Origin of the sequence: Micromonospora sp. NPDC000668 (assembly GCF_042897975.1) — a bacterium.
GTDB lineage: Bacteria > Actinomycetota > Actinomycetes > Mycobacteriales > Micromonosporaceae > Micromonospora.
The window spans coordinates 472776-494627 of sequence record NZ_JBIAYP010000001.1; the positions used below are offsets into that span (position 1 = coordinate 472776).

Below are 21852 nucleotides of genomic sequence, written 5' to 3' on the forward strand. Positions count from 1 at the left end.
GGCGACCATGACCACCATCGCGGAGCGCGCCCGGGAGCTGACCGTCTCCCGGGAGCCGTTCGTGCACGCCACCGTGGTCCGCACCCAGGACCCCACGTCGGCGCGGCCGGGCGACGCCGCCGTGATCCGGTCGGACGGCTCGATCGAGGGCTTCGTCGGCGGGGTGTGCGCCGAAAGTTCGGTGCGGGCGGCTGCGCTCGACACCCTGCGCGACGGCACCGCGCTGCTGCTGCGGGTGCTGCCGGACGGCACTCCCCCGTTCCCCGAGGCGCCGGGGGCGCGGGTGGTGGTCAACCCGTGCCACTCCGGCGGCGCGATCGAGGTCTTCCTCCGGCCGATGCTGCCGCCGCCGGCACTGCGGGTGGTCGGCGACACCCCGATCAGCGCCGCGGTGGCGACCCTCGCCGCGTTCCTCGACTTCGACGTCGTCACCTCCGACGAGGACGCCGGCTGCACGGCGGTCGTGGTGGCTGGGCTCGGCCGGGGCGAGCAGGAGGCGATCCGGGCCGCACTGGACGCCGGCGTGGGGTTCGTCGCGCTGGTCGCCAGCAGCAGACGCGGCGCGGTCGTGCTCGACGAGTTGGAGTTGACCGACGTCGAACGGGCCCGCGTCCACTCACCGGCCGGACTGGACATCGGGGCGTGTACGCCGCAGGAGATCGCCCTGTCCATCATGAGTGAGGTGGTCCGGGCGATCCGGGTGGACGGGCTGGCCCCGTCCTCGGGCGCGCCGGCGGCCCGGCCGCAGCAGGCCGTCGACCCGGTGTGCGGGATGACCGTGCTGGTCGGGTCGGAGACACCGCACGCGCGGGTCGACGGGCAGGACTTCTGGTTCTGCTGCGCCGGCTGCCTCGCGAGTTACACAGCGGCGTAGCCCGTGTTCCTGACCGGCCTGGTGCTCGCCGCGGGGGCGTCGGTGCGTCTCGGTGAGGCGAAGCAACTGCTCCCGTACCGGGGGCGCACGCTGCTCGACGCGACCCTGGAGTTGGCCCGCTCGTGCGGCTTCGACCAACTGCTCGTGACCCTGGGCGGCGCGGCGGGCGGGATCCGCGCCCAGGTGGACCTGACCGGGTGTCAGGTCGTCGAGAACTCGACGTTCAGCACCGGCTGCGGCTCATCGGTCAGCAGCGCGGCGCGGGCGGTGGACCCGCGCGCCGACGCGCTCGTGCTGCTGCTCGGTGACCAGCCCGGGGTACGCGCCGCCGACGTCCGGCGGGTCGCCACGGCGGCCACTCCGCTGGCCGTGTGCCGGTACGCCGACGGGCTGGGCCATCCGTTCCGCTTCGGCCGCGAGGTCCTTCCCGAGCTGTACGACCTGCACGGCGACAAGGCCGTCTGGAAGCTGCTGCATTCCGGCCGCTACCCGGTGACCGAGGTGCCCGCCGACGGGCCGGTGCCGATCGACGTGGACACCCGCGCGGACTACGAGCGACTGCTGGCGGGCGAGGCATGAAGGACGCGCTGAGCGTCCGGCACCGCCTCGACGCCGTCGACTACCTGGTCGACGACGGCATGGCGATGGCCCTGTTCCTGGCGCTGCGGCTCGGCCGGCCACTGCTGCTGGAGGGCGAGCCGGGTGTCGGCAAGACCGCCGCCGCCAAGGCACTGGCCCGAGCGTTGGAGACGCCGCTGATCCGGCTGCAGTGCTACGAGGGGCTGACCGCCGGTGAGGCGCTCTACGAGTGGAACTACCAGCGGCAACTGCTGGCGATCCGGCTCGCCGAGGCGCAGCACGCCAGGCTCACCGACGCGGATCTGTTCAGCGCCGAGTTCCTCCAGGAACGGCCGATCCTGCGGGCCGTACGCCATCAGGGGCCGGTACCGCCGGTCCTGCTGATCGACGAGATCGACCGCGCCGACGACGAGTTCGAGGCGCTGCTGTTCGAGTTCCTCGGCGAGGCCGGCATCACGATCCCCGAGCTCGGCACGTTCGCCGCACGCACACCGCCCATCGTGGTGCTCACCTCCAACCGCAGCCGGGAGCTGCATGACGCGCTGCGTCGCCGCTGCCTGTACCACTGGATCGACTTTCCCGAGCCGGCCCGGGCCGTGGAGATCGTCCGCCGGGCCGTGCCGGGCGCGACCGAGCCGCTGGTCCAGACGGCGGTCCAGTTCATCGGCGGCGTACGCGGCCTGGAGTTGGAGAAGTCACCCGGGATGGCGGAGACCATCGACTGGGTGGCCGCTCTCTCCGTGCTGGGCGCCGCAGACCTGGCCGCCGACGACGTCCCCCGGACCCTCGGCACCATCGCCAAGACCCCCGACGACCGCGCCGTGGTCGCCGCCGCGCTCGGCGCCTACCAGGAGAGTCAGCCATGAAGATCACCAACGAGTTCGCGGTCACCGTCCCGATCGAGCGGGCCTGGGCGGTGCTCACCGACCTTGAGGGGATCGCGCCGTGCCTGCCGGGCGCCCAACTGACCGGCGTCGACGGCGACGTCTACCGGGGCAGGGTGAAGGTCAAGGTCGGGCCGGTCATCTCGGAGTTCGCGGGCACGGCACAGTTCGTCGAGAAGGACGACGCGGCGTACCACGGGGTGATCGACGCGAAGGGCCGCGACGCCCGGTCGACCGGGAACGCCTCGGCGCTGGTCACCGCCCGGTTGCGGCCGGACGGCGACCGGACGCTGGTCAGCGTGGACGCCGACCTGAAGATCTCGGGAAAGCTGGCCCAGTTCGGCAGCGGCATGATCAAGGAGGTGTCGGGCAAGCTGCTGGCCCAGTTCGTCGCCAACCTGGAGGCCAAGCTGGCGGCCGAGCAGGCGACGCCGGTCGCCGGGGGCACCGCGCCGGTGCCCGCCGCCCGGTCCGACTCCGAGCCCGTCGCGTCGGCGCCCGCCGCTCGGCAGGAAGCCGAGCCGGTCCCGGCCGCGTCCGCCGCGGCGGTCGCGACCACGCCCGGCACCGCTGCCGTAACGCCCGCACCGGTCGAGCCGTCGCCGGTAGCGCCGTCGCCGGTAGCGCCGTCGGCCGCCAACTCCTCCCCCGCAGCGCCTTCCCCCGCCCGGCCGTCGGTCGCCGAGCCCTCAGCCGCCGACCGGTCGGCCGCCACCAGCCGGGCCGCGCCGGCCGTCGAGTCGGCGACCGCCGGCACGCGGACCACGCCGGCCTCCGAGCCGGAGGCGCTCGACCTGCTCAGCATCGCCGGGGGTTCGATCACCAAGCGGCTCGTACCAGTGATCGTGGGTCTCGTCGCGGTCGGCGCGGTGATCGCCTGGCTGGTCGCGCGTCGGTGAGCGCGGTCCTGCTGCGCGGGATCGACCGGGCCGCGTTCGCCGTGGCCCTCGCCGGCCGACTGCGGAACGCCGGCGTCCCGGCCGGGCTCACCGACGTCGACGACTTCGTCCGGGCGCTCGCCGCGAGCCCGCCCGACTCGATGTCCACGCTGTACTGGACCGCCCGGATCAGCCTGGTCCGGCGGCACTCCGATCTCGCCGCGTTCGACCGGGTCTTCGCGGCGGTCTTCGCGGACCCGCCACCCCTGCTGCCACCCTCGCGGTCCGCGCCCCCGGCGGAGGGTCACGACGACGTGTACGTGCCGGTGCCCGCCGACACGGACGACACCGGCCCCGGCGGCGGACTGCCGTGGGCCACTCTGCCGCCGGCCGTCGCCGAGGCGACGGAAGCCGACAGCGCGCTGCGGCTGCCCGAGCGGCGTCCCAGCGCCCTCGCCGGGCTCGCCGACCGGCCGTTCGATGAACTCGACGCCGCGCAGGTCACGATGCTCGGCGACGCTCTGCGCGCGGCCGTCGCCGGCTGGCCGACCCGGCGCACCAGGCGGCACTCCGTCGGCTCGGCCGGACCGCGAATCGCACTGCGGCCGACCATCGCCCGTGCTCGGCGCACCGGATGGGAACCCGTCGAGATCGTCCGCGAGCGGCCGGTGCGGCGCCCCCGCCGGGTCGTGCTGCTCTGCGACGTCAGCGAGTCGATGCGGGCGCAGGCGACCGCGTATCTGCACCTGATGCGGGCGTTCGCGGTGGTCGCCGACGCGGAGGTGTTCGCGTTCGCCACGAGACTGACCCGGCTCACGGTGGTGCTGCGACACACCTCGGCCGCCGAGGCCGTCGCGCAGGCCAGCGCCGCCGTGACCGACCGGTACGGCGGTACCCGGATCGCCACGAACCTGCGCGCCCTGCTCACCTCCCATCACGCCGACGTCGTACGCGGGGCCGTGGTGGTGATCGGCTCGGATGGCTGGGACAGCGACCCGCCCGACGAGTTGGCCGCCGTGATGGCCCGGCTGCGCCGCCGCGCGTACCGGATCGTCTGGTTGAATCCACGTGCCGGCGCCCCCGGCTTCGCTCCTCGGGCGGCGGGCATGGCCGCCGCGCTCCCCTACTGCGACCGGCTGCTGCCGGCCGGCACGTTCCAGGACCTGCTGGTCGCCGCCCGTCAGCTCCAGAGCGTCACGTGCACCGACGGCTTGAAGTGGCCGACGTTGACGCCCGCGCCGCGCATCATCGCCTGAATCGCCCGCGGGGTCGACGAGAACCGCCACAGCTCGTTGGCAGCCGACAGCGGGCCTGGGTTGGCGAGCACCTGCGAGTGCCACACCGCCTCGACAGTCGCGTGCGGCCCCACCACCTGCTTGAGTTGACCCTCGCGGAGATCCGGCGCGACGGTGAACGCGAGCGCCGGTGAGACGCCCCGGCCCCGCTTTGCCTCGCCCAGCGCCGCCGCGTGGCTCTGGAAGATCTGCTGCCGGTCGTCGGGCACCGCCAGCCGACGCAGCATCGCCGGGACCGCACCCAGGTCGGTGGCCGCCGACGGCCCGAGCAGCCAGGTCTGCTCCCGCAACTGCCCAGGGGACGCCGGCACGCCGGCGAGCGGATGGTCCGGGCCGGCGACGAGCACGAGCCGGTAGTTCATCATCGGCCGGCAGGCGATCGCCTGATCGACGACCGGCGGCTGCGGCCCGATCGCGATGTCCGCGGCGCGGGTCAGCAGCAGCGACTCGAACGCGCCCGGGTCGCCCACGCTCAACTCGACATCGAGGTCGGCGGCCCGCTTCGCGAACAGCTCGATCAGCCCCGGCGCGGCGAACTCGGCGAACAGGCTGGACGCGGCCACCCGCAGCAGCCGCCGGCCGCGCTTCGCGCCGCTCACCTCAAGCATCGTGCGGTCCTGTAGGCCCAGCAGCTCCGCCGCGCGGCTGGCCAGCCGGAGCCCGCCGGGGGTGAACGCGAGCCCCGCCGCGGTCTTGGTGAACAGCTTGTCCCCGAACTCCTTGCGTAGCTGTGCGACGTGAAGTGACACGGCCGACTCGGAGACCTGAAGCTCCGCGGCGGCCTGCTTGACGGACCCCAGCCGGACCACGGCGACGTACGCGCGCAGCTGCGTCGGGGTCATCGGCGTCACCCACCTCCCCGCCCGATCGCGTGGTTCGGCTCTCCATGGAGACGAACCACGATCATCTCCCGCTGAGCTGCCCCTCCGCCAGCATCGGTTCACCCGAACCAGTGGCGGCGCTTCACAGCGTCTCAGGCCTGGTCCACGGCGGCGGGAACGCGCTTTTTGAGCCTGTTGACTCCGCATTCGACGGTGTGCCGACGCTGGTAGATCGTGGGGTCGAAGGTGGATGGCCGGTCGCTGCGGGCGGTCGCCTCACTGGCCGGTCGGACTGCGTCCCACAATGAATAAACTAACAGTGATCTTGCGCGAGCGGTATCGGGCAGACGACCGACTGCCCAGGTCAGCAATGGTGGCTAGGTTCGTCCAATGCCCACCAACATGATCACTGCGAGATCCGCCGGCACCTATTCCCTCGGAGACCTGACCGTCAACCGGATCGGATTCGGCGCGATGCGCCTGACGGGCAACGGCGGCGCGGCGAGCGACCGCGCTCGGGTCATCGGCGTGCTGCGCCGGGCGATCGAGCTCGGCGTGAACCACATCGACACAGCGGCGTTCTACTTCACTCCGCTCCGGTCGGCGAACGAGTTGATCAACACGGCACTGTCGCCGTACGCCGATGACCTGGTCATCACCACGAAGGTCGGGCCGGGCCGCGACCCCTCGGGGGAATGGCTGCCGCTGGCCCGGCCGGACCAGCTGCGCGGGCAGGTCGAGGAGAATCTGCGCCAGCTCGGTCGCGACCATCTCGATGTCGTGAACCTGCGCCAGCACGGGCTGGACTCCGTCGCGGAGCACTTCGGCGCGCTGGCCGACCTGCGTGACGCCGGACTCATCCGGCATCTCGGCCTGGCGAACATTCGCCCGCAGCATCTCGCGCAGGCGCAGGCGATCGCCCCGGTGGTCTGCGTGCAGAACCCGTACGGCGTCGACACCCGCCGCATCCACGACCAGTTCGTGCGCGCCTGCGGCGAACAGGGTGTCGCGTTCGTGCCGTTCTTCGCCATCGCCGGCGACAAACGTGAGGCCGGCGGCGTGGCCGCCAACGCGGCGGTGGAGGCCATCGCACGCACGCACGGCGCGACGCCGGCACAGGTGCGGATCGCGTGGACCCTCAGTCGCGGGCCGCACCTGCTGGCCATCCCCGGCACCGGCAACCCCGATCACCTGGTCGAGAACCTGGCCGCCGGTGCGCTGAGCATGTCGCCGGACGAGTTGGCCACCCTCGAGTAACGGCGCCCGGCAGGGTGCAGCCCTGCCACGAGCCCACGATGGTCGACGAGAGGCCCGTCATTTGCCGACAGAGACGACGTCCATTCCCATCCCGCCGCCGAACAGATCATGGCTCGTTGCCCGAGGACTCATCCCCGCTCACGGCCCTCGCCGCGTCCTGGCCTTCGCGACCTTCGTCAACATGCTCGGAAGTGGCATCTTCATGGCCAGCGCCGTGCTCTTCTTCACCCGCTCGGTCGGGCTCCCCCTCGCGCAGGTCGCCCTGGGCATGGGCATCGCGGCCCTCGTCGGGCTGCTCGCCGGGATCCCGATCGGGCACCTTGCCGATCGGCGGGGCCCGCGCGAGATCTATCTGCTGACTCTGATCATCCGAGCCGCCACCATGGCCACACTCGCCTTCGTCCACACGTTCTGGCTGTTCGTCGTCGTGATCTGTCTGACCCAGCTCGCCCACTCAGCCGGCGGGGCGTCCCGCGGTCCGCTCGTGCGTGGTTTCGGCGGCACAAACCTGGCCCAGTACCGGGCCTATCTTCGTTCGGTCGCCAACCTCGCCGGATGCTGCGGTGCCCTCGCCGCCGGTGCCGCGGTGCAACTGGACACCCGCGCGGCTTACCTGGCCCTGGTCGTCGGCAACGCCATCAGTTTCGTGGCATGCGCCGGCATCATCACCCGGCTGCCCTCACTGCCACCGATCCCGGTGCCCCACCTGACCGGGCGCTGGATCGCACTGAAGGACAAGCCCTACATGGCAGTCACCGTGCTCGACGCCATCATGGGAATTCAGGGCCAGGTACTGGTCTTCGCGCTGCCGTTGTGGATCATCTTGCAGACCGACGCGCCACGCTGGTTCATCGGGGTGGCCGTGCTGGTAAACACCGCCCTCGTGGCGGCGCTCCAGGTCAGAGCGAGCCGGGGAATCGACACCAGTCCAGCGGCAGGTCGAGCCATGCGCCGTTCCGGGTTGGCGTTCCTGGTCGGGATGGCCCTGATCGCCGCCACGTCGACGATGCCCGGATGGCTCGCGGTCACGGTGATGACGCTCGGAGTCGCCGTGCACACCGTCGGCGAGCTGTGGCACGCGGCGGGCTCGCTCGAGTTGCAGTTCCGACTCGCGCCTCCGCACGCCCAGGGGCAGTACACCGGAGTCTCCGTGCTCGGCACGGGCCTGGCGAACGTCGCCGCCCCCTCCATCCTGGGCCTGCTCTGCGTCGCCTGGGGCGCCCCCGGCTGGTTGCTGATGGGCGGAATCTTCGTCGCGGTCGGGCTGGCCGCCCCGGCGGTCGTCCGGTGGGGGGAGCGAACACGTCTGGACCCGGCGGCGGCCGTCTAGGGTCGTGGACGTACGGAATCGGCTTGCTGGCTCGGGGGTGCGGGCCTACCGTCGTGGGGCACCTCCCGGTGCGCAGGTAACGGCTACTTCCGCTCTCAACGGGGAGACGTGGGTTCGAATCCCACCGCCACTTCGGGTGGCGTCGACCAGCGGCCCAGGTCACCTTGGCCCGCAAGGGCCGGTCGCCGTCGCCGCTTCGATCTCGGGAGGCGCGCTCACGCCGCACGCCCGGTGCGACGGACACGGCTACTTCCATGGTGCAGGCCCTGCAAGGGCCCCGCGGTTCGAACCCGCGAAACCGTGTCCACTTTTGATCTCGGGTGTGCGGCGTGACCACTCGCTACCGATCACAAGATCGCAAACTCCGTTGCCCGGGCGTCGGCGCCACCGCTACGGTCATGACCGCACTTCCCGGTGCGCAGGTGACGGTTACATCTGAAGGGGTTCGGACCCCGGTGAAGGACCATCCGTCGCCGACCTCGATCTCGGGAAGCGCGACCACACCACACACCCGGTGCGCAGGCAACGGTTACTTCAGGGTTCCGCAGATGGGGGTTCGAGTCCCCCGACACCTTCGGGTGGATGGTTCAACGGACAGAACGGCGGACTAGTCCGTGGCCGATTCTGATCTCGGGTGTGTGGTGCGGTGGCGCCTTCCCGGCCGACTGACGTGGGGGACGTCATGGCCAAGTTCAACATCAAGCTGCGCAAGAGCCGACACCGGCCGGTGACCGCCGAGGGCGCGCCAGGCTTCACCCGTGAGCCGCGCATCGAGCTGTTCCTGCTCGGTGTGTCGAACATGGTCGGAGAGGACACCTTCTACGAGGGCGCCACCGACCGGGATGCCCGCTTCCGAGACCTGGTCGCCGCCGTCGCCGTCACCGACCCCGACTGGTTCGCCCGTTTCGTGCCGTGGCTGCGCTCCGGCGCGATGATGCGCTCGGCGTCCGTGGTGGCGGCACTGGAAGGTGCCCGCGCCCAGGTCGCCGGGGAGATGCCGGGGTCGCGGGCGGTCGTGGACGCCGCGTTGCAGCGTGCGGACGAGCCGGGCGAGGCTCTGGCGTACTGGCTGGGTCGCCACGGCCGGGCGTTGCCCAAGCCGGTGAAGCGGGGCATCGCCGACGCGGCGGTCCGCCTGTACACCGAGCGGAGCCTACTCAAGTACGACTCCGTCGGCAGCCCGGTGCGGTTCGGTGACGTCATCGACCTGACCCACCCCACCGCGAAGGACGAGCGGCAGGGTGACCTGTTCCGGCACGCGCTGGATCGGCGGCACCAGCGGGACAACCCGCTGCCGGCGTCGCTCCGGATGCTGGCGGCGCGGGACGCGCTCATGGCGTTGCCGGTCGCGCAGCGCAGGGAGGTCACCGATCCGGCGGAGCTGGGCGCGGCCGGTATGACGTGGGAGGCTCTGGCCGGCTGGCGACAGAGCGCGATGGACGCCGCGGCGTGGGAGTCGATCATCCCGAACATGGGCTATCTGGCGCTGCTGCGTAACCTGCGCAACTTCGACCAGGCCGGAGTCAGCGACGCCGTCGCGGACACGGTAGCGGCCAAGCTCTCCGACCCGGGCGAGGTCTCCGCCTCGCGCGTGCTGCCGATGCGCTTCCTGTCGGCGTACAACGCGACACCGAGCCTGCGGTGGGCGTACCCGCTGGAGAAGGCGTTGCAGCACGCCCTGGTGAACGTGCCCGCCCTGGACCGACGGACCCTGATCCTCATCGACACCTCCGGTTCGATGCAGAGCTCGTTCAGCAAGGACGGCTCACTGCGCTGCTGGGACGCCGCCACGGTGTTCGGCCTCGCGCTGGCCGCCCGAGCACAGGCGGCAACGGTGGTGTCGTTCTCCCATGCCAGCCGGGTGTTCCCGGCGGTGGCGGGCGAGTCGGTACTGGCGGCGGTGCGCCGGTTCAAGGACGGCGGCTACTTCTACGGCATGGGAACCGACACCGAGAAGGCGGTACGGCAGCACTACGATCGGCACGACCGGGTGGTCATCCTCACCGATGAGCAGGCCCACTGGCACGGGGCCACCGACGTCGCCGCAGCGGTGCCCGCTGAGGTGCCGGTGTACACCTGGAATCTGGCCGGGTACCGGGTCGGGCACACGCCAACCGTTGGCAACCGGCACACCTTCGGCGGCCTGTCCGACGCCGCGTTCGCGATGATCCCACTCATCGAGGCCGGATCCCGCGACCTGTGGCCCTTCTGATCCGCGCGGCGGGGCTGGACGTGCCCCGCCGCCGGATCAGCCTCTCGCTCACCTCATCGAGCGTTCAGCGACGGGTGCCGCGTCGACGCGCTGCCCAGACTCCACCGACGATTGCCGCCGCGGTTGGAAGGAGACAGCAGAGGGTGAGGAGGAACAGGTGCCACGGCTTGATTGCTCCCATGGCTGCGAGAGTAGGCACCGGTGACCAACGCTGCCAGCACGGCCGAGCAAGCTGTCAGTGGCGGGCCCACTGGCTAACGGAACGAGCGGAAGAACGTGCGCACGTCCGCGGTCAGGAGGTCGGGGGCTTCCATGGCGGCGAAGTGGCCACCACGGTCGAACTCCGACCAGTGGGTGATGTTGTTGCCGGGCTCGGCGTACCGGCGGATCGCGATGTCCTGGGCGAACACGGCCACACCGGTCGGCGTGGTGGCGGGTGTGGTGTGCCAGGTGCTGGAGTGCATGTTCTCGTAGTACAGGTGGGCGGCTGAACCTGCGGTGCCCGTTAGCCAGTAGAGCATCACGTTGGTGAGCATCAGGTCCCGGTCGACGGCCGTCTCGGGCAGGTCAGTCGCGGGGTAGGTCCACTCCTTGAACTTCTCGACAATCCAGGCGAGCTGCCCGACCGGCGAGTCGTGCAGGCCGTACGCCAGGGTCTGCGGCCGAGTGGCCTGGATCTTGAAGTAGCCGCTCTCGTCGTCGGTGAAGTTCTTGAGTCGTCCCAGCCGGGCCTGCTCCGCGTCGGTGAGGGTGGCCCGTTCCTCGTCGGACACCGTCCCGAACGGGATGAACCCGAACGTGGCCGCGTTGACGTGCACGCCGACGACCCGATCGGTGGCCCGGCCCAGTTCCGGGGCGACCAGCGCGCCCAGGTCGCCGCCTTGGGCGCCGTAGCGCTCGTAGCCCAGCGTGCTCATCAACTCGGCCCAGGCCCCAGCTACTCGCCCGGTGTTCCAGCCGGTCTGCCGGGTCGGCCCGGAGAACCCGAACCCGGGCATCGAGGGAATGACGAGGTGGAAGGCGTCTGCGGGGTCGCCGCCGTGCGCGGCCGGGTCGGTCAGCGGACCGACGACTTTCAGGAACTCCACGACCGAGCCCGGCCAGCCATGGGTGAGGATCAGCGGCATCGCGTCCGGTTCGGGCGAGCGAACGTGCAGGAAGTGGACGTTCTCCCCGTCGATCTCGGTGGTGAACTGCGGGATCTCGTTCAGCTTGGCCTCGTGCTTGCGCCAGTCGTAGGAGGTACGCCAGTAGGCGGCCAACTCCTTCAGGTAGTCCAGCGGAACGCCACGGCTCCAGCCGACGCCGGGCAGTTCGCTCGGCCAGCGCACGGCCGACAGCCGGGCACGCAGGTCATCAAGGTCGGACTGGGGGACGTCGATCCGGTATGGAGTGATCGTTCTGCTCATGCGGAAACGCTAACAACACTAGCGGACAGCTTCGGTCCTATAGTCGTGGCAGACTGAAATGGTGAAGGAGACCTCCGCCCGACTGCTCCGACTGCTGACACTGCTGCAGACCCGCCGTGACTGGTCCGGCCAGGACCTCGCCGACCGGCTCGGAGTGACTACCCGCACGGTCCGCCGCGACGTCGACAAGCTGCGCGATCTCGACTACCCGGTGCACGCGAGCAAGGGCATCGCGGGCGGTTACCGGCTCGGTGCCGGCGCCCAACTTCCCCCGCTTCTCCTCGACGACGGCGAGGCGGTCGCCATCGCCATCGCGCTGCGCACCGCGGCGTCCAGCAGCGTGTCTGACATCGGCGAGACGGCACTACGTGCCCTCGTGAAACTCGAACAAGTCCTACCCTCACGGCTACAGCACCAGGTCAACGCCCTGCAACTGTCCACGGTCCGACCTCCCGGCTCCCGGCCAACGGTGGACACCGAGGTCCTCACCGCCATCGGCACGGCGTGCCGTGACCGGCAGGTTCTGCGGTTCGACTACTCCGGCCACGGCGGCACCACCAGCGCCCGGATCACCGAGCCACACCAACTCGTCACCTGGGGCCCCCGCTGGTACCTGGTCGCCTGGGATCTCCAGCGCCACGACTGGCGCACCTTCCGGGTGGACCGGATGCAACCTGCGGCCTCCACTGGGCCACGCTTCACGCCCCGCGAAATTCCCGGCGGCGACGCAGCGGCGTACGTCGCGCGCGGAGTTGCTCAGATCTGGCCATACCAGGCCATCGTCGAGCTACACACGCCGGCCACATCGGACGCGGCTCGGGACGCCGCAACCTACGGACGAATCGAACCCATCGATGAGCACAGGTGTCGCTTCTATTTCGGCGCCGAGAACGTCCGCGGAATGGTCTTTCTCCTCGGTGCTCTCGACGTCGACTTCCGTATCGAGGATGCACCGGAGCTTGCCGAACATCTCCGGCAGACTGCCGACCGGTACCACCGCGCCATCCAGTCCCCGGCTCTCTCGTAGCATAAAGACCGGGCTACCGCTGCCAGGTGTCGATGGTCTGTACGCCGTCGCGCACGACTCGGTCCAGGATGGCGGCGTTGCCGCTGGTGCCCTCCCAGCCCTGGTCATGGAACACGGTCACTGCTCCGTCGACACGTGCCACGGCGATCTGGCTGGACGCGTCGCGGCCGGTGCGTTCGCCGTTCAGGCTCTCCTCGGCCCACCTCCGGGTCAGCAGCAACGCCTCGTCCCCGACGCCGGGCAGGGCCCGGCTCTCGACCTTGACGGGGTTTCCACCCTGGTCGTAGGAGGGACACGCTCGAACAGCACCGAGGAGTCGTCGCATGTAGGCCGAAGCGCCGTCGCCGTCAAAGGTGAAGATGGTCTGATGGATCATGCCTTGCGGCACGTTGCTGGCTGGTTCCCCGGCCGTCTTGTAGGTGAGCGTCATCGAGGCGCTCGCGGTGACCTGTCGGCCTCCGGTGCCGAACTCGTTGCCGCACAGCGTCGGGAGGGCGTCCGCGACGGGCGTCGCCCGCCGCGGGGACTTCCGCAATTCGGGTGGCAGTTCACCGAAGGCCGACGTCGGGATGGTCACCGGGGTGCTCGCGCTCGGAGAGGGTTGGCCCACCTGGCCTGTCGCTGCGGACGCGGTCGACGGTGGGGCGGTCGACGGGGCCGGAGCGGTCCGGTCCTCGCCAACGGTGCAGGCGGCGGTCAGCGCGACGGTGCCGAGCAACGGCAGGGTCAGCGCAAGCAGCCTTCGCGCTCTGGCGGTCGGTAGCGGCGTGTAGTGGCTCATCATCACCTCCTCGTCCGGCCCGAGAATTCCCTGCGCCGACCCGACCGAAACGAATATCGCCGACGGACGTCAGCCCGCGTCGGGCAGCCACGGCCCGAGCACGGTGGGATCGGCGACGGCCTTCTCCACCTGCGTACGCTCCTGCTCGGTCAACGTCAGCGCCTGGAGGCGGCTCCCCCAGTCGGGCACACGCTCGGGCTCATCCAGCGCGATCGACAGCTCGATCAGCCCGGCGAGCGCCAAAGCCTGTTCGACCGCCGGCGCGTCGTCGCCGTGCCGGCGCAGCCCCGAGTTGAGTGCCCGGAACGCCGCCCGGTCGTCCATCTTGAACTCCCGCAGGATCCGGGCGTTGTCGAGCACCCGGGCCAGCCCCTGCAACTCCTTCGAACCGCCGTACTCCACCGCCGGCTCGTCTCGCTGGATGAAGGTGATGGTGTTGCCCGACGGGTCGACGATGCCGAACCGGGACGCGCCGGCGCGGTACCGGGTGATCCTGGGCAGTCCCTTGGCGAGCACCTTGCCGTAGGTGCGGCGCATCGCCTCGGTGAACGCCGCGTGGTACGCCGCGACCGCGTCGACCATCACCAGGCAGCCGCCGCTGGTCTCCGCCGTCGGGTCCAGGTCGCTCGGCGCGCGATCGTAGTGCAGGTGGATACCACTCCACCCGAAGGCCAGGTAGACGTACGGCTTGGTCTGCTCGTAGTGCACGTCGAACCCGAGCGCACGCCAGAACGCCAGGGTCGCCTCCGGCGACACGCAGTGCAGCAGCGGCACGATGGTCTCGTTGGGCTGGATCCGGTCCTCGTTGATCGCCATGGCCACTTCCGATCCCGTGGACAGGCCGGCCATTGTGCCAGCACAGACGAGGGGCCACGACCTCGTTTCGTCTCCTACCCAGGGAGGAGGCGGCGCTCCGACCTCCGGCCGCAACCGGGGCTCGCGGTCGGACGCGACCACGAGGCCCGGCCAGGAGCATCTACAGGCATGACTATCGCTCTGCGCCGGGCGGCACACTGGCACCGCCCACTGATGGTTTTCGTCTACGCCATGGCGGTGCTCGCCGTCGTCTCCGCGGTCGGGATGCTCGTCGACTCGCGCGTCCTCACCGGAGTGCCGATCTGGCTCAAGCCGTTCAAGTTCGCCGTGTCCTTCGTGGTGTACGGCACGACCCTCGCCTGGATGCTGTCGCTGCTGCCGCGCCGCAGCCGGATCGCCGAGTGGGCGGCCACGGTCATCGTCGCGACATCGGTGATCGAGATGGTGGTGATCGTCGGGCAGGTCATCCGCGGTACGACCAGCCACTTCAACGACACGACCCCGCTGAACGCCGCCCTGTTCGGCGTGATGGGTGCGTCGATCATGGTGCTGTTCTTCGCACACTTCGTCATCGGGATCGTGGTGTTGCAACGGCGGATCCCCGATCGGATCGCCGCCCGCGCGGTCGGGTGGGGGCTCGGCCTGTCCCTGCTGGGCATGCTGGCGGCGGTACCGATGGTGCTGCCCGCCCAGGATCCGGGGATCGAGGGGATCAGCGGGGCGCACAGCGTCGGGGTCACGGACGGCGGGGCGGGGCTGCCACTGGTCGGCTGGAGCACCACCGGTGGCGATCTGCGGATCGGTCACTTCGTGGGGCTGCACGCCCTCCAGGCGCTGCCGATCCTGGCGATCCTGCTGAGCCGGTTCCTTGGCACGCGGCTGGACGAGCGCACCCGGGCACGGCTGGTGGTCGTGGCGGGCGCGGCGTACGGCGTACTCACGGTGTTGTTGACCTGGCAGGCCCTGCGCGGTCAGCCGCTGCTACGTCCGGATGCGCTCACGCTGGCCGCCGTCGCGGCCCTGGTGGTCGTGACCGCGACCGCCACCGGCCTGGTGGTGGCTCGTCGGCGCGGCCCGGAACTGGCGCTGGCCGCATGACCGCGACGCTGTTCACCCTGACGTTCGCGGTGGCCGCGCCGTTCTGGGCGCTGATGATCCTGCTACCGCGCTGGTCGTGGACCGCCCGGATCATCTCCTCGCCGCTGATCGTGCTGCCGGTCGTGGTGATCTACGGCCTGCTGGTGATCCCGGCCTTCGCAGAGGTGCTGCCGGCCGTGACGTCGCCGACCCTGGACGGCGTGCGGGATCTGCTCGGCACCTCGGACGGCGCGGCGGCGGGCTGGGCGCACATGATCGCGTTCGACCTGTTCGTCGGGCGGTGGGCCTGGCTGGACAGCCGGGAACGGGGGGTACCGGCGCTGGTCATGGCTCCGGTGCTGGTGCTGACGATCCTGCTCGGGCCGCTCGGCCTGGCCGCCTACCTCGGGGTCCGGGCCAGGTGGCCACGGTCGGCGGTCGTCGCCCCAGCGCCGCAGCCCCTAGGCTGACCCCCGTGGGGTGGGCGGGACGGCTGTTCGACATGCGGAACACACTCGTGCGGATGGTGCTGCTCGACCTCAGCGGGGTGTGCTACCTGGCCTTCGGCACCCGGGCCGGGCCGACGCCGACGGTCACGCAGTGGGTCCTCGCGGTGGTCGCGTTCGCCGTGGCGCTGGTATTGCACCGTCGACCGCTGGCCAATCTGGTGGTGCAGGCCGGGCTGCTGGCGATCGCGATCCCGTTGATCGACAACTTCACGATCAACCAGGTGGGCGCCAGTTGGGCGTTGCTGGAAGTGACCATGCGGGTGCGTCGAGGACGCACCATCTGGCTCGCCGCCACGCTGCTGGCCGTGGTCGATCTGACCGACTCGATCGGTGACCCGCTCGGCCGGGTCGCCTCCGGCCTCGTCGGGCTGACCCCGGAGGTCGGCGTACCGCTGCTGCTCGGTCTGGTCATCCGGACCAACCGGGAGCTCAGCCGGCAGGCCGTGGAGCGGGCTGCGGCCGAGCAGCGCCGGCACGAGTCGGAGAGCCGCGCCGCGCGTGCCGACGAGCGGAGCGCCATCGCCCGCGAGCTGCACGACGTCGTCGCGCACCACGTGGCGTCGATGGTGCTGCGGGTCGGCGTGGCCCGGCACGTCCTCACCGACCTGGACCCCCGGGTGGGCCAGGTGTTCGACGACGTACACGGCACGGGGACCGCCGCCCTGGCGGAGCTGCGCCGGCTGGTCGCGGTCCTGCGCAACCCCGATGGGGTACGCGGTGACGCCGCGCTGACCGCGATCGAGCCGTCGGCGCTGCCAGCGGCGCTCGGTGCGACCGTCGACCGGGCCCGCCAGGCCGGCGTCACCGTGGAGGCCGAGTTCGACCCGGCGATCGGTTCGCTCGACGCGGTGCGCGGCCTGGCCGTGCTACGCCTGACCCAGGAGGCGCTGACCAACGTGGCCAAGCACGCCGGGACGTCCGCGCTGGCACGCCTGGTGGTTGCGGTCCGGGACGGGGCCGTGCACTGGGAGGTGTCGGACAACGGGCGCGGCGGGGTGCCGGCGGTGCCGCCCGGTGGCGGTCACGGCATCACCGGCATGCGCGAACGCGTCGAGGTCCTCGGCGGCCAGTTGGAGGCGGGCCCGACCGACACGGGGTGGCGGGTGCGTACCGTCCTCCCGGCCGTGCCGGCCGCGTCCGCCGCCGGACCGTCGGCCGTGTCGGTGCCCCGGGACCGCGAGGCACCTGCCGGGTCGCCCGCGCCGGAGGCGGCGTGATCCGCGTCCTGCTGGTCGACGACCAGCACCTCATCCGCGCGGGCCTGCGGATGCTCTGCGATGCCCAACCCGACATCGAGGTTGTCGGGGAGGCCGACAGTGGCCGCGACGCGATCCCGCTCGCCGCGCGACTCGTCCCCGACGTCGTCGTGATGGACCTGCGCATGCCCGGTGTCGACGGGATCACCGCGACCAGCCGCATCCTCGCCGACCGCCCCGCCACCCGCGTCCTGGTGCTGACCACGTTCGGTGACGACGACCACCTCTACCCCGCCCTGACCGCTGGCGCCTGCGGGTTTCTGCTCAAGGACGCACCCCCCGCCGAGCTGCTGGACGGCATCCGCCGGGCCGCCGTGGGTGACAGCCCGTTCAGCCCGGAGGTGCTGCAACGCCTGGTCCAGCGCGCGGTGCACGCCCGTGCCGAAACGCCGCGGCCGGTGCAGGGACTGACCGCCCGCGAACAGGACGTGTTGAACCTCGTCGCCGAGGGCCTGTCCAACACCGAGATCGCCGACCGGCTCCACATCGGTGTCACCACGGTCAAGACGCACATCACCAACCTGATGACGAAGACCGACAGTCCCAATCGGGTACGCCTTGCCCTGTTCGCCCGTGGCGCCTGACCCGTGTTCGCGCTCGGTGGACGGCTATGACCTCATTCGCGAGGACACGGCGATGACGAGCACCAGCGGCACGATCAGCAGCGCCGGCGCCAGTACCGGTAGGTGCAGGGCGACCAGGGCACCGACCGCGGCGCCGGTCATCAGGGCCAGCAGGACCTGGGCCTTGGGCCACAGGCTGCGCCACGGGCTGCGCGCGGCGACGCCGGCGATCAGACTCGTGAGGGTCCCGGTCAGGTACGTGGACGACAGGCCCGGTACGCCGAACCGTTGGATCGCACTGCTCTGCACGCCCAGCGCCGCCGCCGACAGCATCAGGAGCGCGAGATGGACGTGCTCGTCGTGGGTGGGAAGGCTGATCTCCCAGACGACGAGGAACACGACGAACACCACGAGCTCCAGGACGAGCGCCCAGGTGACCCGTCGCGGCCAGACGGGATCGTCCGGCTGCGCCGAGCCGACGACGCGGGCGCCCGCGAGGACGCCGACGATGAAGCTGACGATGGCGCAGCCGGAGGTCAGGGCGAGCTCGGCCTCGCCCCGGCCCGCCGAGAGTCCGAGGAGGACCATGTTGCCGGTCATGACGCTGGCGAAGGCTCCGCCGAGGGCGAGGAAGCCGATGGCGTCGGCACTTCCGGTCAGGAAGGTGAGCACGACGACGAGGGCCTGCCGCCGCCGCAGGAGGTGCTGGCTGTCCTGCGCCGCGGCGCGGGGGTGAATGACGCGGGGCGCTGTGCTCGACACTGTCGGCCACCTCCATAGATTGTTCTTCGTATACACTTTGTCCCGACAGATCACGGAAAGGCGATCAGGTTGGCTGAAGACCTGCGGGACAAGCTCGGCGCTCAACACCTACCGCTACGCGACCAGGTCCTCGCCGCACTGCGGACCGCCATCATCGACGGCGACTACCTCCCCGGAGAGCGGCTGACCGAGGACCGGTTGGCCGAGGACTTCGGCGTCTCCCGCAACCCCGTCCGCGAGGCGTTGCGCGTCGCGGAGGCGGAGGGCTTCGTGGTGATCCTCCCCCGCCGTGGGGCAGTCGTCGCCTCGCCCAGCAGCGGGACCATCGGGGACATGTTCGCCGTCCGCGAGCGCCTGGAGACACTGGCCGCCCGGCTGGCGGCCGAGCGGGCGAGCGCGGCCGACGTGGCGGCCCTGCGCGCGCTGCTCGACCAGGGCCGCGAGGCGACCGAGCGGCATGACCTGCCCCGGGTCGCCGAGCTGAACAGCGCCCTGCACCTGCGCATCCTCCAGATCAGCGGAAACCCCTGGCTGTCGTCGATCGCCAAGTCGCTGTACCTCCATGTCCAGTGGGTCTTCCGGCTGGGTGCGGCGGAACGCGCTCCACACTCGTGGGCCGAGCACATCCAACTGGTCGACGCCATCGAGTCAGGTGACGGCGACCGCGCCGAGCGGGCCGCACTCGACCATCTCGACGCCGCATCCGCGGCCGCCTACGAGAACGCCGAAGGCGGATACGGAGCGGCCCACTAACGGCCGCACGCGTAGCCCTGCATGCCCCGGGGGTTCGCTCCGGCGGCGAGCACGCCCGTGTCCGGATCGCGGGTCACGGCGCAGAGCCGGCCGAGGCTCCACGCGTCGGACAGTCGCACCTCGTGCCCGTACGCCCGCAGCGCCGCCAGCGTGTCCTCGCCGAGCCGGTCCTCCACCACCAGGACGCCGGGCTCCATGTCGCGCGGGTAGAACGACCCCGGCAGGCTGACGGTGTGCCACGCGGGCGCGTCGATGGCCTCCTGCAGGGACTGGCCGCCGACGAGATGCCGAAGCAGGAACGGCAGCTGCCACTGGTCCTGCTGGTCCCCGCCGGGTGTGCCGCACGCCAGTACCGGCTCCCCGTCACGGTGCACCATGGTCGGGCTCAACGTCGTACGCGGTCGCCGACCCGGGGCGAGGGACGAGGCGAGGCCCTCCTCCAGCCAGAACATCTGCAGCCGACTGCCCAGCGGGAAGCCGAGCTCCGGAATGGTGGGCGAACTCTGCAACCAGCCGCCACTCGGGGTAGCGGAGATCATGTTGCCCCAGCGGTCGACCACGTCCACATGGCAGGTGTCACCGCGGGTCACCCCGTCCGACTGCACCGTCGGCTCCCCCGTCGTGGGATCCGTCGGGGCGGTCGGACGCCCGGCACCCGGTCGGACGTGCGCCGGCAGGCGGGGTTCCGCCCCGTCGGGACGCCCCGGCTGCAGCTCCGCTGACGCTCGGGAGCCGATCAGGGCGGCCCGCTCCCGCGCGTACTCCCGGGAGAGCAGCGCCTTGGCGGGCACGTCGCCGCCGTCGCCGAACCAGGCCTCACGGTCGGCAAAGGCGAGCTTGAGCGCCTCGACCTGGGCGTGGATGCCGGTCGCGGTCGCCGGGTCGTACGCGCCGGGGTCGTCGAGCGCGTCGAGGACGGACAGCGTCTCCAGCAGCACCGGCCCCTGGCCCCAGAAACCGGTCTTCGCCACCGAGTAGCCGTGCCAGTCGAGGGTGGCCGGTTCCTCCCAGGTCGCCGAGTAGCCGGCCAGGTCGGCGCCGGTGACGAGACCGGCGTGGGGACTTCCGCTGGAGTCCTGGAACGGCTGCCTGCTGAACTGGTCGATCGCCTCGGCGACGAACCCCGTACTCCAGGCCCGACGAGCGGCCTCGATCTGTGCCTCCCGGTCGGTGCCGGCGGCCTGCCCGGCCTCGACCAGTCGTCGCAGGGTCCGCGCGTACGCCGGGTTGGCAAACATCTCCCCCGCCGCCGGTGGCCTGCCGTCGCGCAGCCAGAGCTGCGCGGAGGTGGGCCAGTGCTCCTCGAACAGGGACCGCACGGCCGCCACGGTGTCACCGACCCTGCCCACCAGCGGGTGGCCGGCACCGGCGTAGCCGATCGCCGGCTCCAGCACCTCCTCAAGGGAGAGCGTGCCGTGCTCGCGCAGCAGGAGGAGCCAGGCGTCCACTGCGCCGGGTACGGCCGCCGCGAGCGGGCCGGATCCGGGGATGAGGTCCATCCCGAGGGACCGGAAGTGCGCGATGGTGGCACCGGCCGGCGCCGGCCCCTGCCCGCACAGCACCTTCGGGTTCGGGTCCTGGGCGGTCGCCACGATGGCCGGCACCTCGCCGCCGGGGCCGTTGAGGTGTGGTTCGACGACGTGCAACACGAACCCGGCGGTGACCGCGGCGTCGAAGGCGTTCCCGCCGCGTTCGAGGATGCCCATGGCGGACTGGCTGGCGAGCCAGTGCGTCGAGGACACCATGCCGAAGGTGCCCTGGAGCGTCGGTCTGGTGGTGAACGTCATGACAACACCTCACTCGTATCTGCGGCCCGGACGTCGGGCCCGGTGCCGTCCGGCTGGACCAGGTGGCACGCGGCCATGCCGTCACCGATCGCCACCTGTGCCGGTACCTCCGTCGCGCACCTGTCGAACGCGAGCGGGCACCGGGTGCGGAAGCGGCAGCCGGACGGCGGGTCGAGCGCGGACGGCAGGTCGTCGCCGAGCAGCACCAGCTGACGCTGCCGTTGGCGGACGGGGTCGGCCACCGGCGCGGCCGACAGCAGCGCCTGTGTGTAGGGGTGGGCGGGCCGGGCGAAGATCCGCTCGCGCGAGCCCTTCTCGACGAGCTGACCCAGGTACATGACGGCGATGTCGTCGGCCAGGTACTCGACCGCGGACAGGTCGTGGGTGATGAAGAGGCAGGCGAAGCCGATGTCCCGTTGCAGGTCGGCGAGGAGGTTGAGCACCGACGCCTGCACGGACACGTCGAGCGCGCTGGTGGGTTCGTCCGCGATGAGCAACCTGGGCTCGGAGATCAGTGCCCGGGCGATGCTGACCCGTTGGCGTTGCCCGCCGGAGAGCTCATGGGGGTAGCGGCGTGCCACCTCGGCGCGCAGGCCCACCCGCTCAAGCTCGGTGGCGACCCGGGCCTCCCGGTCGCGCCGCGGGATCCGCCGGCCGGACAGCCGCAGCGGCTCGGCTACGACCTCCCCCACCAGCATGCGTGGGTCCAGGGAGGCGGCGGGGTCCTGGAAGACGATCGACACCGCACTGCGGTGCGGGCGTAGCTGTCGCCGGGACAGGTGCGTGACATCCGTCCCGGCGATCCTGACCACTCCGGCGGTCGGTTCCACGAGCCGCACCACGCAGCGGCCCACGGTCGACTTTCCGGAGCCGCTCTCCCCCACCAGGGCCGTGACCCGGCCCTTCGCGATGGTGAGGGACACCCCGTCCACGGCGCGTACCGGGCCGAAGTGCATCACCAGGTCCTCGACCTGCAGGGCGT

General features: G+C 71.4%; 21 protein-coding genes and 1 tRNA gene. 15 read left to right on the forward strand and 7 right to left on the reverse strand.

All coding sequences use genetic code 11. The annotated features are described in order from the left end of the window. The first annotated feature begins 7 nt into the window (after positions 1-7). Genes ACFY29_RS02190 through ACFY29_RS02210 form a run of 5 tightly spaced genes read left to right on the forward strand, consistent with a single transcriptional unit; the run spans position 8 to position 4471 of the window. A complete protein-coding gene (locus ACFY29_RS02190) occupies positions 8-874 on the forward strand; it encodes an XdhC family protein (RefSeq protein ID WP_386982648.1) in 867 nt (288 codons plus the stop codon). A 3-nt stretch (positions 875-877) separates the two neighbouring features. Next, positions 878-1453 (forward strand): NTP transferase domain-containing protein, encoded by a 576-nt coding sequence (locus ACFY29_RS02195; RefSeq protein WP_386982650.1) that lies wholly within the window; start codon positions 878-880, stop codon positions 1451-1453. Continuing rightward, positions 1450-2319 (forward strand): AAA family ATPase, encoded by an 870-nt coding sequence (locus ACFY29_RS02200; RefSeq protein WP_386982652.1) that lies wholly within the window; start codon positions 1450-1452, stop codon positions 2317-2319. The genes ACFY29_RS02195 and ACFY29_RS02200 overlap by 4 nt, the downstream gene beginning before the upstream one ends. After that, the gene (locus tag ACFY29_RS02205; RefSeq protein ID WP_386982654.1) at positions 2316-3236 is read left to right on the forward strand and encodes an SRPBCC domain-containing protein; all 921 of its coding nucleotides are present in this window, start codon (positions 2316-2318) and stop codon (positions 3234-3236) included. Before ACFY29_RS02200 ends, ACFY29_RS02205 begins: the two co-directional genes overlap by 4 nt. Further along, positions 3233-4471: a VWA domain-containing protein gene (locus ACFY29_RS02210; protein ID WP_386982656.1), complete on the forward strand. Its 1239-nt coding sequence runs from the start codon at positions 3233-3235 to the stop codon at positions 4469-4471. The genes ACFY29_RS02205 and ACFY29_RS02210 overlap by 4 nt, the downstream gene beginning before the upstream one ends. Here ACFY29_RS02210 and ACFY29_RS02215 read toward each other — a convergent pair. Continuing rightward, the gene (locus ACFY29_RS02215) at positions 4396-5352 is read right to left on the reverse strand and encodes a LysR family transcriptional regulator (RefSeq protein WP_386982658.1); all 957 of its coding nucleotides are present in this window, start codon (positions 5350-5352) and stop codon (positions 4396-4398) included. The two genes, ACFY29_RS02210 and ACFY29_RS02215, sit on opposite strands and share 76 nt — an antisense overlap. A gap of 369 nt (positions 5353-5721) precedes the next feature. Here ACFY29_RS02215 and ACFY29_RS02220 point away from each other — a divergent pair, with 369 nt between their 5' ends. The 4 genes from ACFY29_RS02220 (at position 5722) to ACFY29_RS02235 (ending at position 10130) form a co-directional block, all read left to right on the forward strand. Next, positions 5722-6588, forward strand: coding sequence for an aldo/keto reductase (locus ACFY29_RS02220; protein ID WP_386982660.1), 867 nt, complete (start codon positions 5722-5724; stop codon positions 6586-6588). Between the two features lie 61 nt (positions 6589-6649). Then, positions 6650-7918: an MFS transporter gene (locus tag ACFY29_RS02225; protein WP_386982662.1), complete on the forward strand. Its 1269-nt coding sequence runs from the start codon at positions 6650-6652 to the stop codon at positions 7916-7918. A 67-nt stretch (positions 7919-7985) separates the two neighbouring features. Then, positions 7986-8048: transfer RNA gene (locus tag ACFY29_RS02230), tRNA-OTHER, on the forward strand. A gap of 552 nt (positions 8049-8600) precedes the next feature. Next, positions 8601-10130 carry a TROVE domain-containing protein gene (locus ACFY29_RS02235; RefSeq protein WP_386982664.1) on the forward strand — a complete coding sequence of 510 codons (1530 nt, stop codon included), beginning with the start codon at positions 8601-8603 and terminating at the stop codon, positions 10128-10130. Positions 10131-10384: 254 nt separating this feature from the next. On the opposite strand, the gene ACFY29_RS02240 is transcribed toward ACFY29_RS02235, so the two are convergent. After that, complete coding sequence (locus ACFY29_RS02240; protein WP_386982666.1) at positions 10385-11539, reverse strand: epoxide hydrolase family protein; 1155 nt, start codon at positions 11537-11539, stop codon at positions 10385-10387. A gap of 61 nt (positions 11540-11600) precedes the next feature. Between ACFY29_RS02240 and ACFY29_RS02245 the strand changes: the two genes are divergently transcribed. Then, positions 11601-12566: a helix-turn-helix transcriptional regulator gene (locus ACFY29_RS02245; protein WP_386982668.1), complete on the forward strand. Its 966-nt coding sequence runs from the start codon at positions 11601-11603 to the stop codon at positions 12564-12566. A 13-nt stretch (positions 12567-12579) separates the two neighbouring features. Here ACFY29_RS02245 and ACFY29_RS02250 read toward each other — a convergent pair whose 3' ends face one another. After that, a complete protein-coding gene (locus tag ACFY29_RS02250; protein ID WP_386982670.1) occupies positions 12580-13347 on the reverse strand; it encodes a hypothetical protein in 768 nt (255 codons plus the stop codon). A gap of 69 nt (positions 13348-13416) precedes the next feature. Beyond that, complete coding sequence (locus ACFY29_RS02255; RefSeq protein ID WP_386982672.1) at positions 13417-14163, reverse strand: glyoxalase; 747 nt, start codon at positions 14161-14163, stop codon at positions 13417-13419. Positions 14164-14331: 168 nt separating this feature from the next. On the opposite strand from ACFY29_RS02255, the gene ACFY29_RS02260 reads away from it, so the two are divergent. Genes ACFY29_RS02260 through ACFY29_RS02275 form a run of 4 tightly spaced genes read left to right on the forward strand, consistent with a single transcriptional unit; the run spans position 14332 to position 17589 of the window. Beyond that, complete coding sequence (locus ACFY29_RS02260) at positions 14332-15261, forward strand: hypothetical protein (protein ID WP_386982674.1); 930 nt, start codon at positions 14332-14334, stop codon at positions 15259-15261. Then, on the forward strand, positions 15258-15710 hold the full coding sequence (locus tag ACFY29_RS02265; protein WP_386982676.1) for an ABA4-like family protein: 453 nt from the start codon (positions 15258-15260) through the stop codon (positions 15708-15710). The genes ACFY29_RS02260 and ACFY29_RS02265 overlap by 4 nt, the downstream gene beginning before the upstream one ends. A gap of 32 nt (positions 15711-15742) precedes the next feature. Continuing rightward, positions 15743-16966, forward strand: coding sequence for a sensor histidine kinase (locus ACFY29_RS02270; protein WP_386982678.1), 1224 nt, complete (start codon positions 15743-15745; stop codon positions 16964-16966). After that, on the forward strand, positions 16963-17589 hold the full coding sequence (locus tag ACFY29_RS02275; RefSeq protein WP_355610365.1) for a response regulator transcription factor: 627 nt from the start codon (positions 16963-16965) through the stop codon (positions 17587-17589). The genes ACFY29_RS02270 and ACFY29_RS02275 overlap by 4 nt, the downstream gene beginning before the upstream one ends. Before the next feature lie 24 nt (positions 17590-17613). Here ACFY29_RS02275 and ACFY29_RS02280 read toward each other — a convergent pair whose 3' ends face one another. After that, complete coding sequence (locus ACFY29_RS02280; protein WP_386982680.1) at positions 17614-18330, reverse strand: YoaK family protein; 717 nt, start codon at positions 18328-18330, stop codon at positions 17614-17616. Between the two features lie 69 nt (positions 18331-18399). On the opposite strand from ACFY29_RS02280, the gene ACFY29_RS02285 reads away from it, so the two are divergent. Beyond that, positions 18400-19083: a GntR family transcriptional regulator gene (locus tag ACFY29_RS02285; protein WP_328415782.1), complete on the forward strand. Its 684-nt coding sequence runs from the start codon at positions 18400-18402 to the stop codon at positions 19081-19083. On the opposite strand, the gene ACFY29_RS02290 is transcribed toward ACFY29_RS02285, so the two are convergent. Together ACFY29_RS02290 and ACFY29_RS02295 are read right to left on the reverse strand one after the other, a co-directional pair. Next, positions 19080-20870, reverse strand: coding sequence for a gamma-glutamyltransferase family protein (locus ACFY29_RS02290; RefSeq protein ID WP_386982683.1), 1791 nt, complete (start codon positions 20868-20870; stop codon positions 19080-19082). The two genes, ACFY29_RS02285 and ACFY29_RS02290, sit on opposite strands and share 4 nt — an antisense overlap. Next, positions 20867-21826 carry an ABC transporter ATP-binding protein gene (locus ACFY29_RS02295; RefSeq protein WP_386984603.1) on the reverse strand — a complete coding sequence of 320 codons (960 nt, stop codon included), beginning with the start codon at positions 21824-21826 and terminating at the stop codon, positions 20867-20869. The genes ACFY29_RS02290 and ACFY29_RS02295 overlap by 4 nt, the downstream gene beginning before the upstream one ends. Between the last annotated feature and the right edge of the window lie 26 nt (positions 21827-21852).

Coding starts and splice junctions, on each gene's coding strand:
- ACFY29_RS02220 (WP_386982660.1), top strand. CDS start 5,722: ATGCCCACCAACATGATCACTGCGAGATCCGCCGGCACCTATTCCCTC.
- ACFY29_RS02295 (WP_386984603.1), bottom strand. CDS start 21,826: ATGCACTTCGGCCCGGTACGCGCCGTGGACGGGGTGTCCCTCACCATC.
- ACFY29_RS02290 (WP_386982683.1), bottom strand. CDS start 20,870: ATGACGTTCACCACCAGACCGACGCTCCAGGGCACCTTCGGCATGGTG.
- ACFY29_RS02205 (WP_386982654.1), top strand. CDS start 2,316: ATGAAGATCACCAACGAGTTCGCGGTCACCGTCCCGATCGAGCGGGCC.
- ACFY29_RS02190 (WP_386982648.1), top strand. CDS start 8: ATGACCACCATCGCGGAGCGCGCCCGGGAGCTGACCGTCTCCCGGGAG.
- ACFY29_RS02240 (WP_386982666.1), bottom strand. CDS start 11,539: ATGAGCAGAACGATCACTCCATACCGGATCGACGTCCCCCAGTCCGAC.
- ACFY29_RS02200 (WP_386982652.1), top strand. CDS start 1,450: ATGAAGGACGCGCTGAGCGTCCGGCACCGCCTCGACGCCGTCGACTAC.
- ACFY29_RS02235 (WP_386982664.1), top strand. CDS start 8,601: ATGGCCAAGTTCAACATCAAGCTGCGCAAGAGCCGACACCGGCCGGTG.
- ACFY29_RS02260 (WP_386982674.1), top strand. CDS start 14,332: ATGACTATCGCTCTGCGCCGGGCGGCACACTGGCACCGCCCACTGATG.
- ACFY29_RS02215 (WP_386982658.1), bottom strand. CDS start 5,352: ATGACCCCGACGCAGCTGCGCGCGTACGTCGCCGTGGTCCGGCTGGGG.
- ACFY29_RS02255 (WP_386982672.1), bottom strand. CDS start 14,163: ATGGCGATCAACGAGGACCGGATCCAGCCCAACGAGACCATCGTGCCG.
- ACFY29_RS02270 (WP_386982678.1), top strand. CDS start 15,743: ATGCGGAACACACTCGTGCGGATGGTGCTGCTCGACCTCAGCGGGGTG.
- ACFY29_RS02250 (WP_386982670.1), bottom strand. CDS start 13,347: ATGAGCCACTACACGCCGCTACCGACCGCCAGAGCGCGAAGGCTGCTT.
- ACFY29_RS02265 (WP_386982676.1), top strand. CDS start 15,258: ATGACCGCGACGCTGTTCACCCTGACGTTCGCGGTGGCCGCGCCGTTC.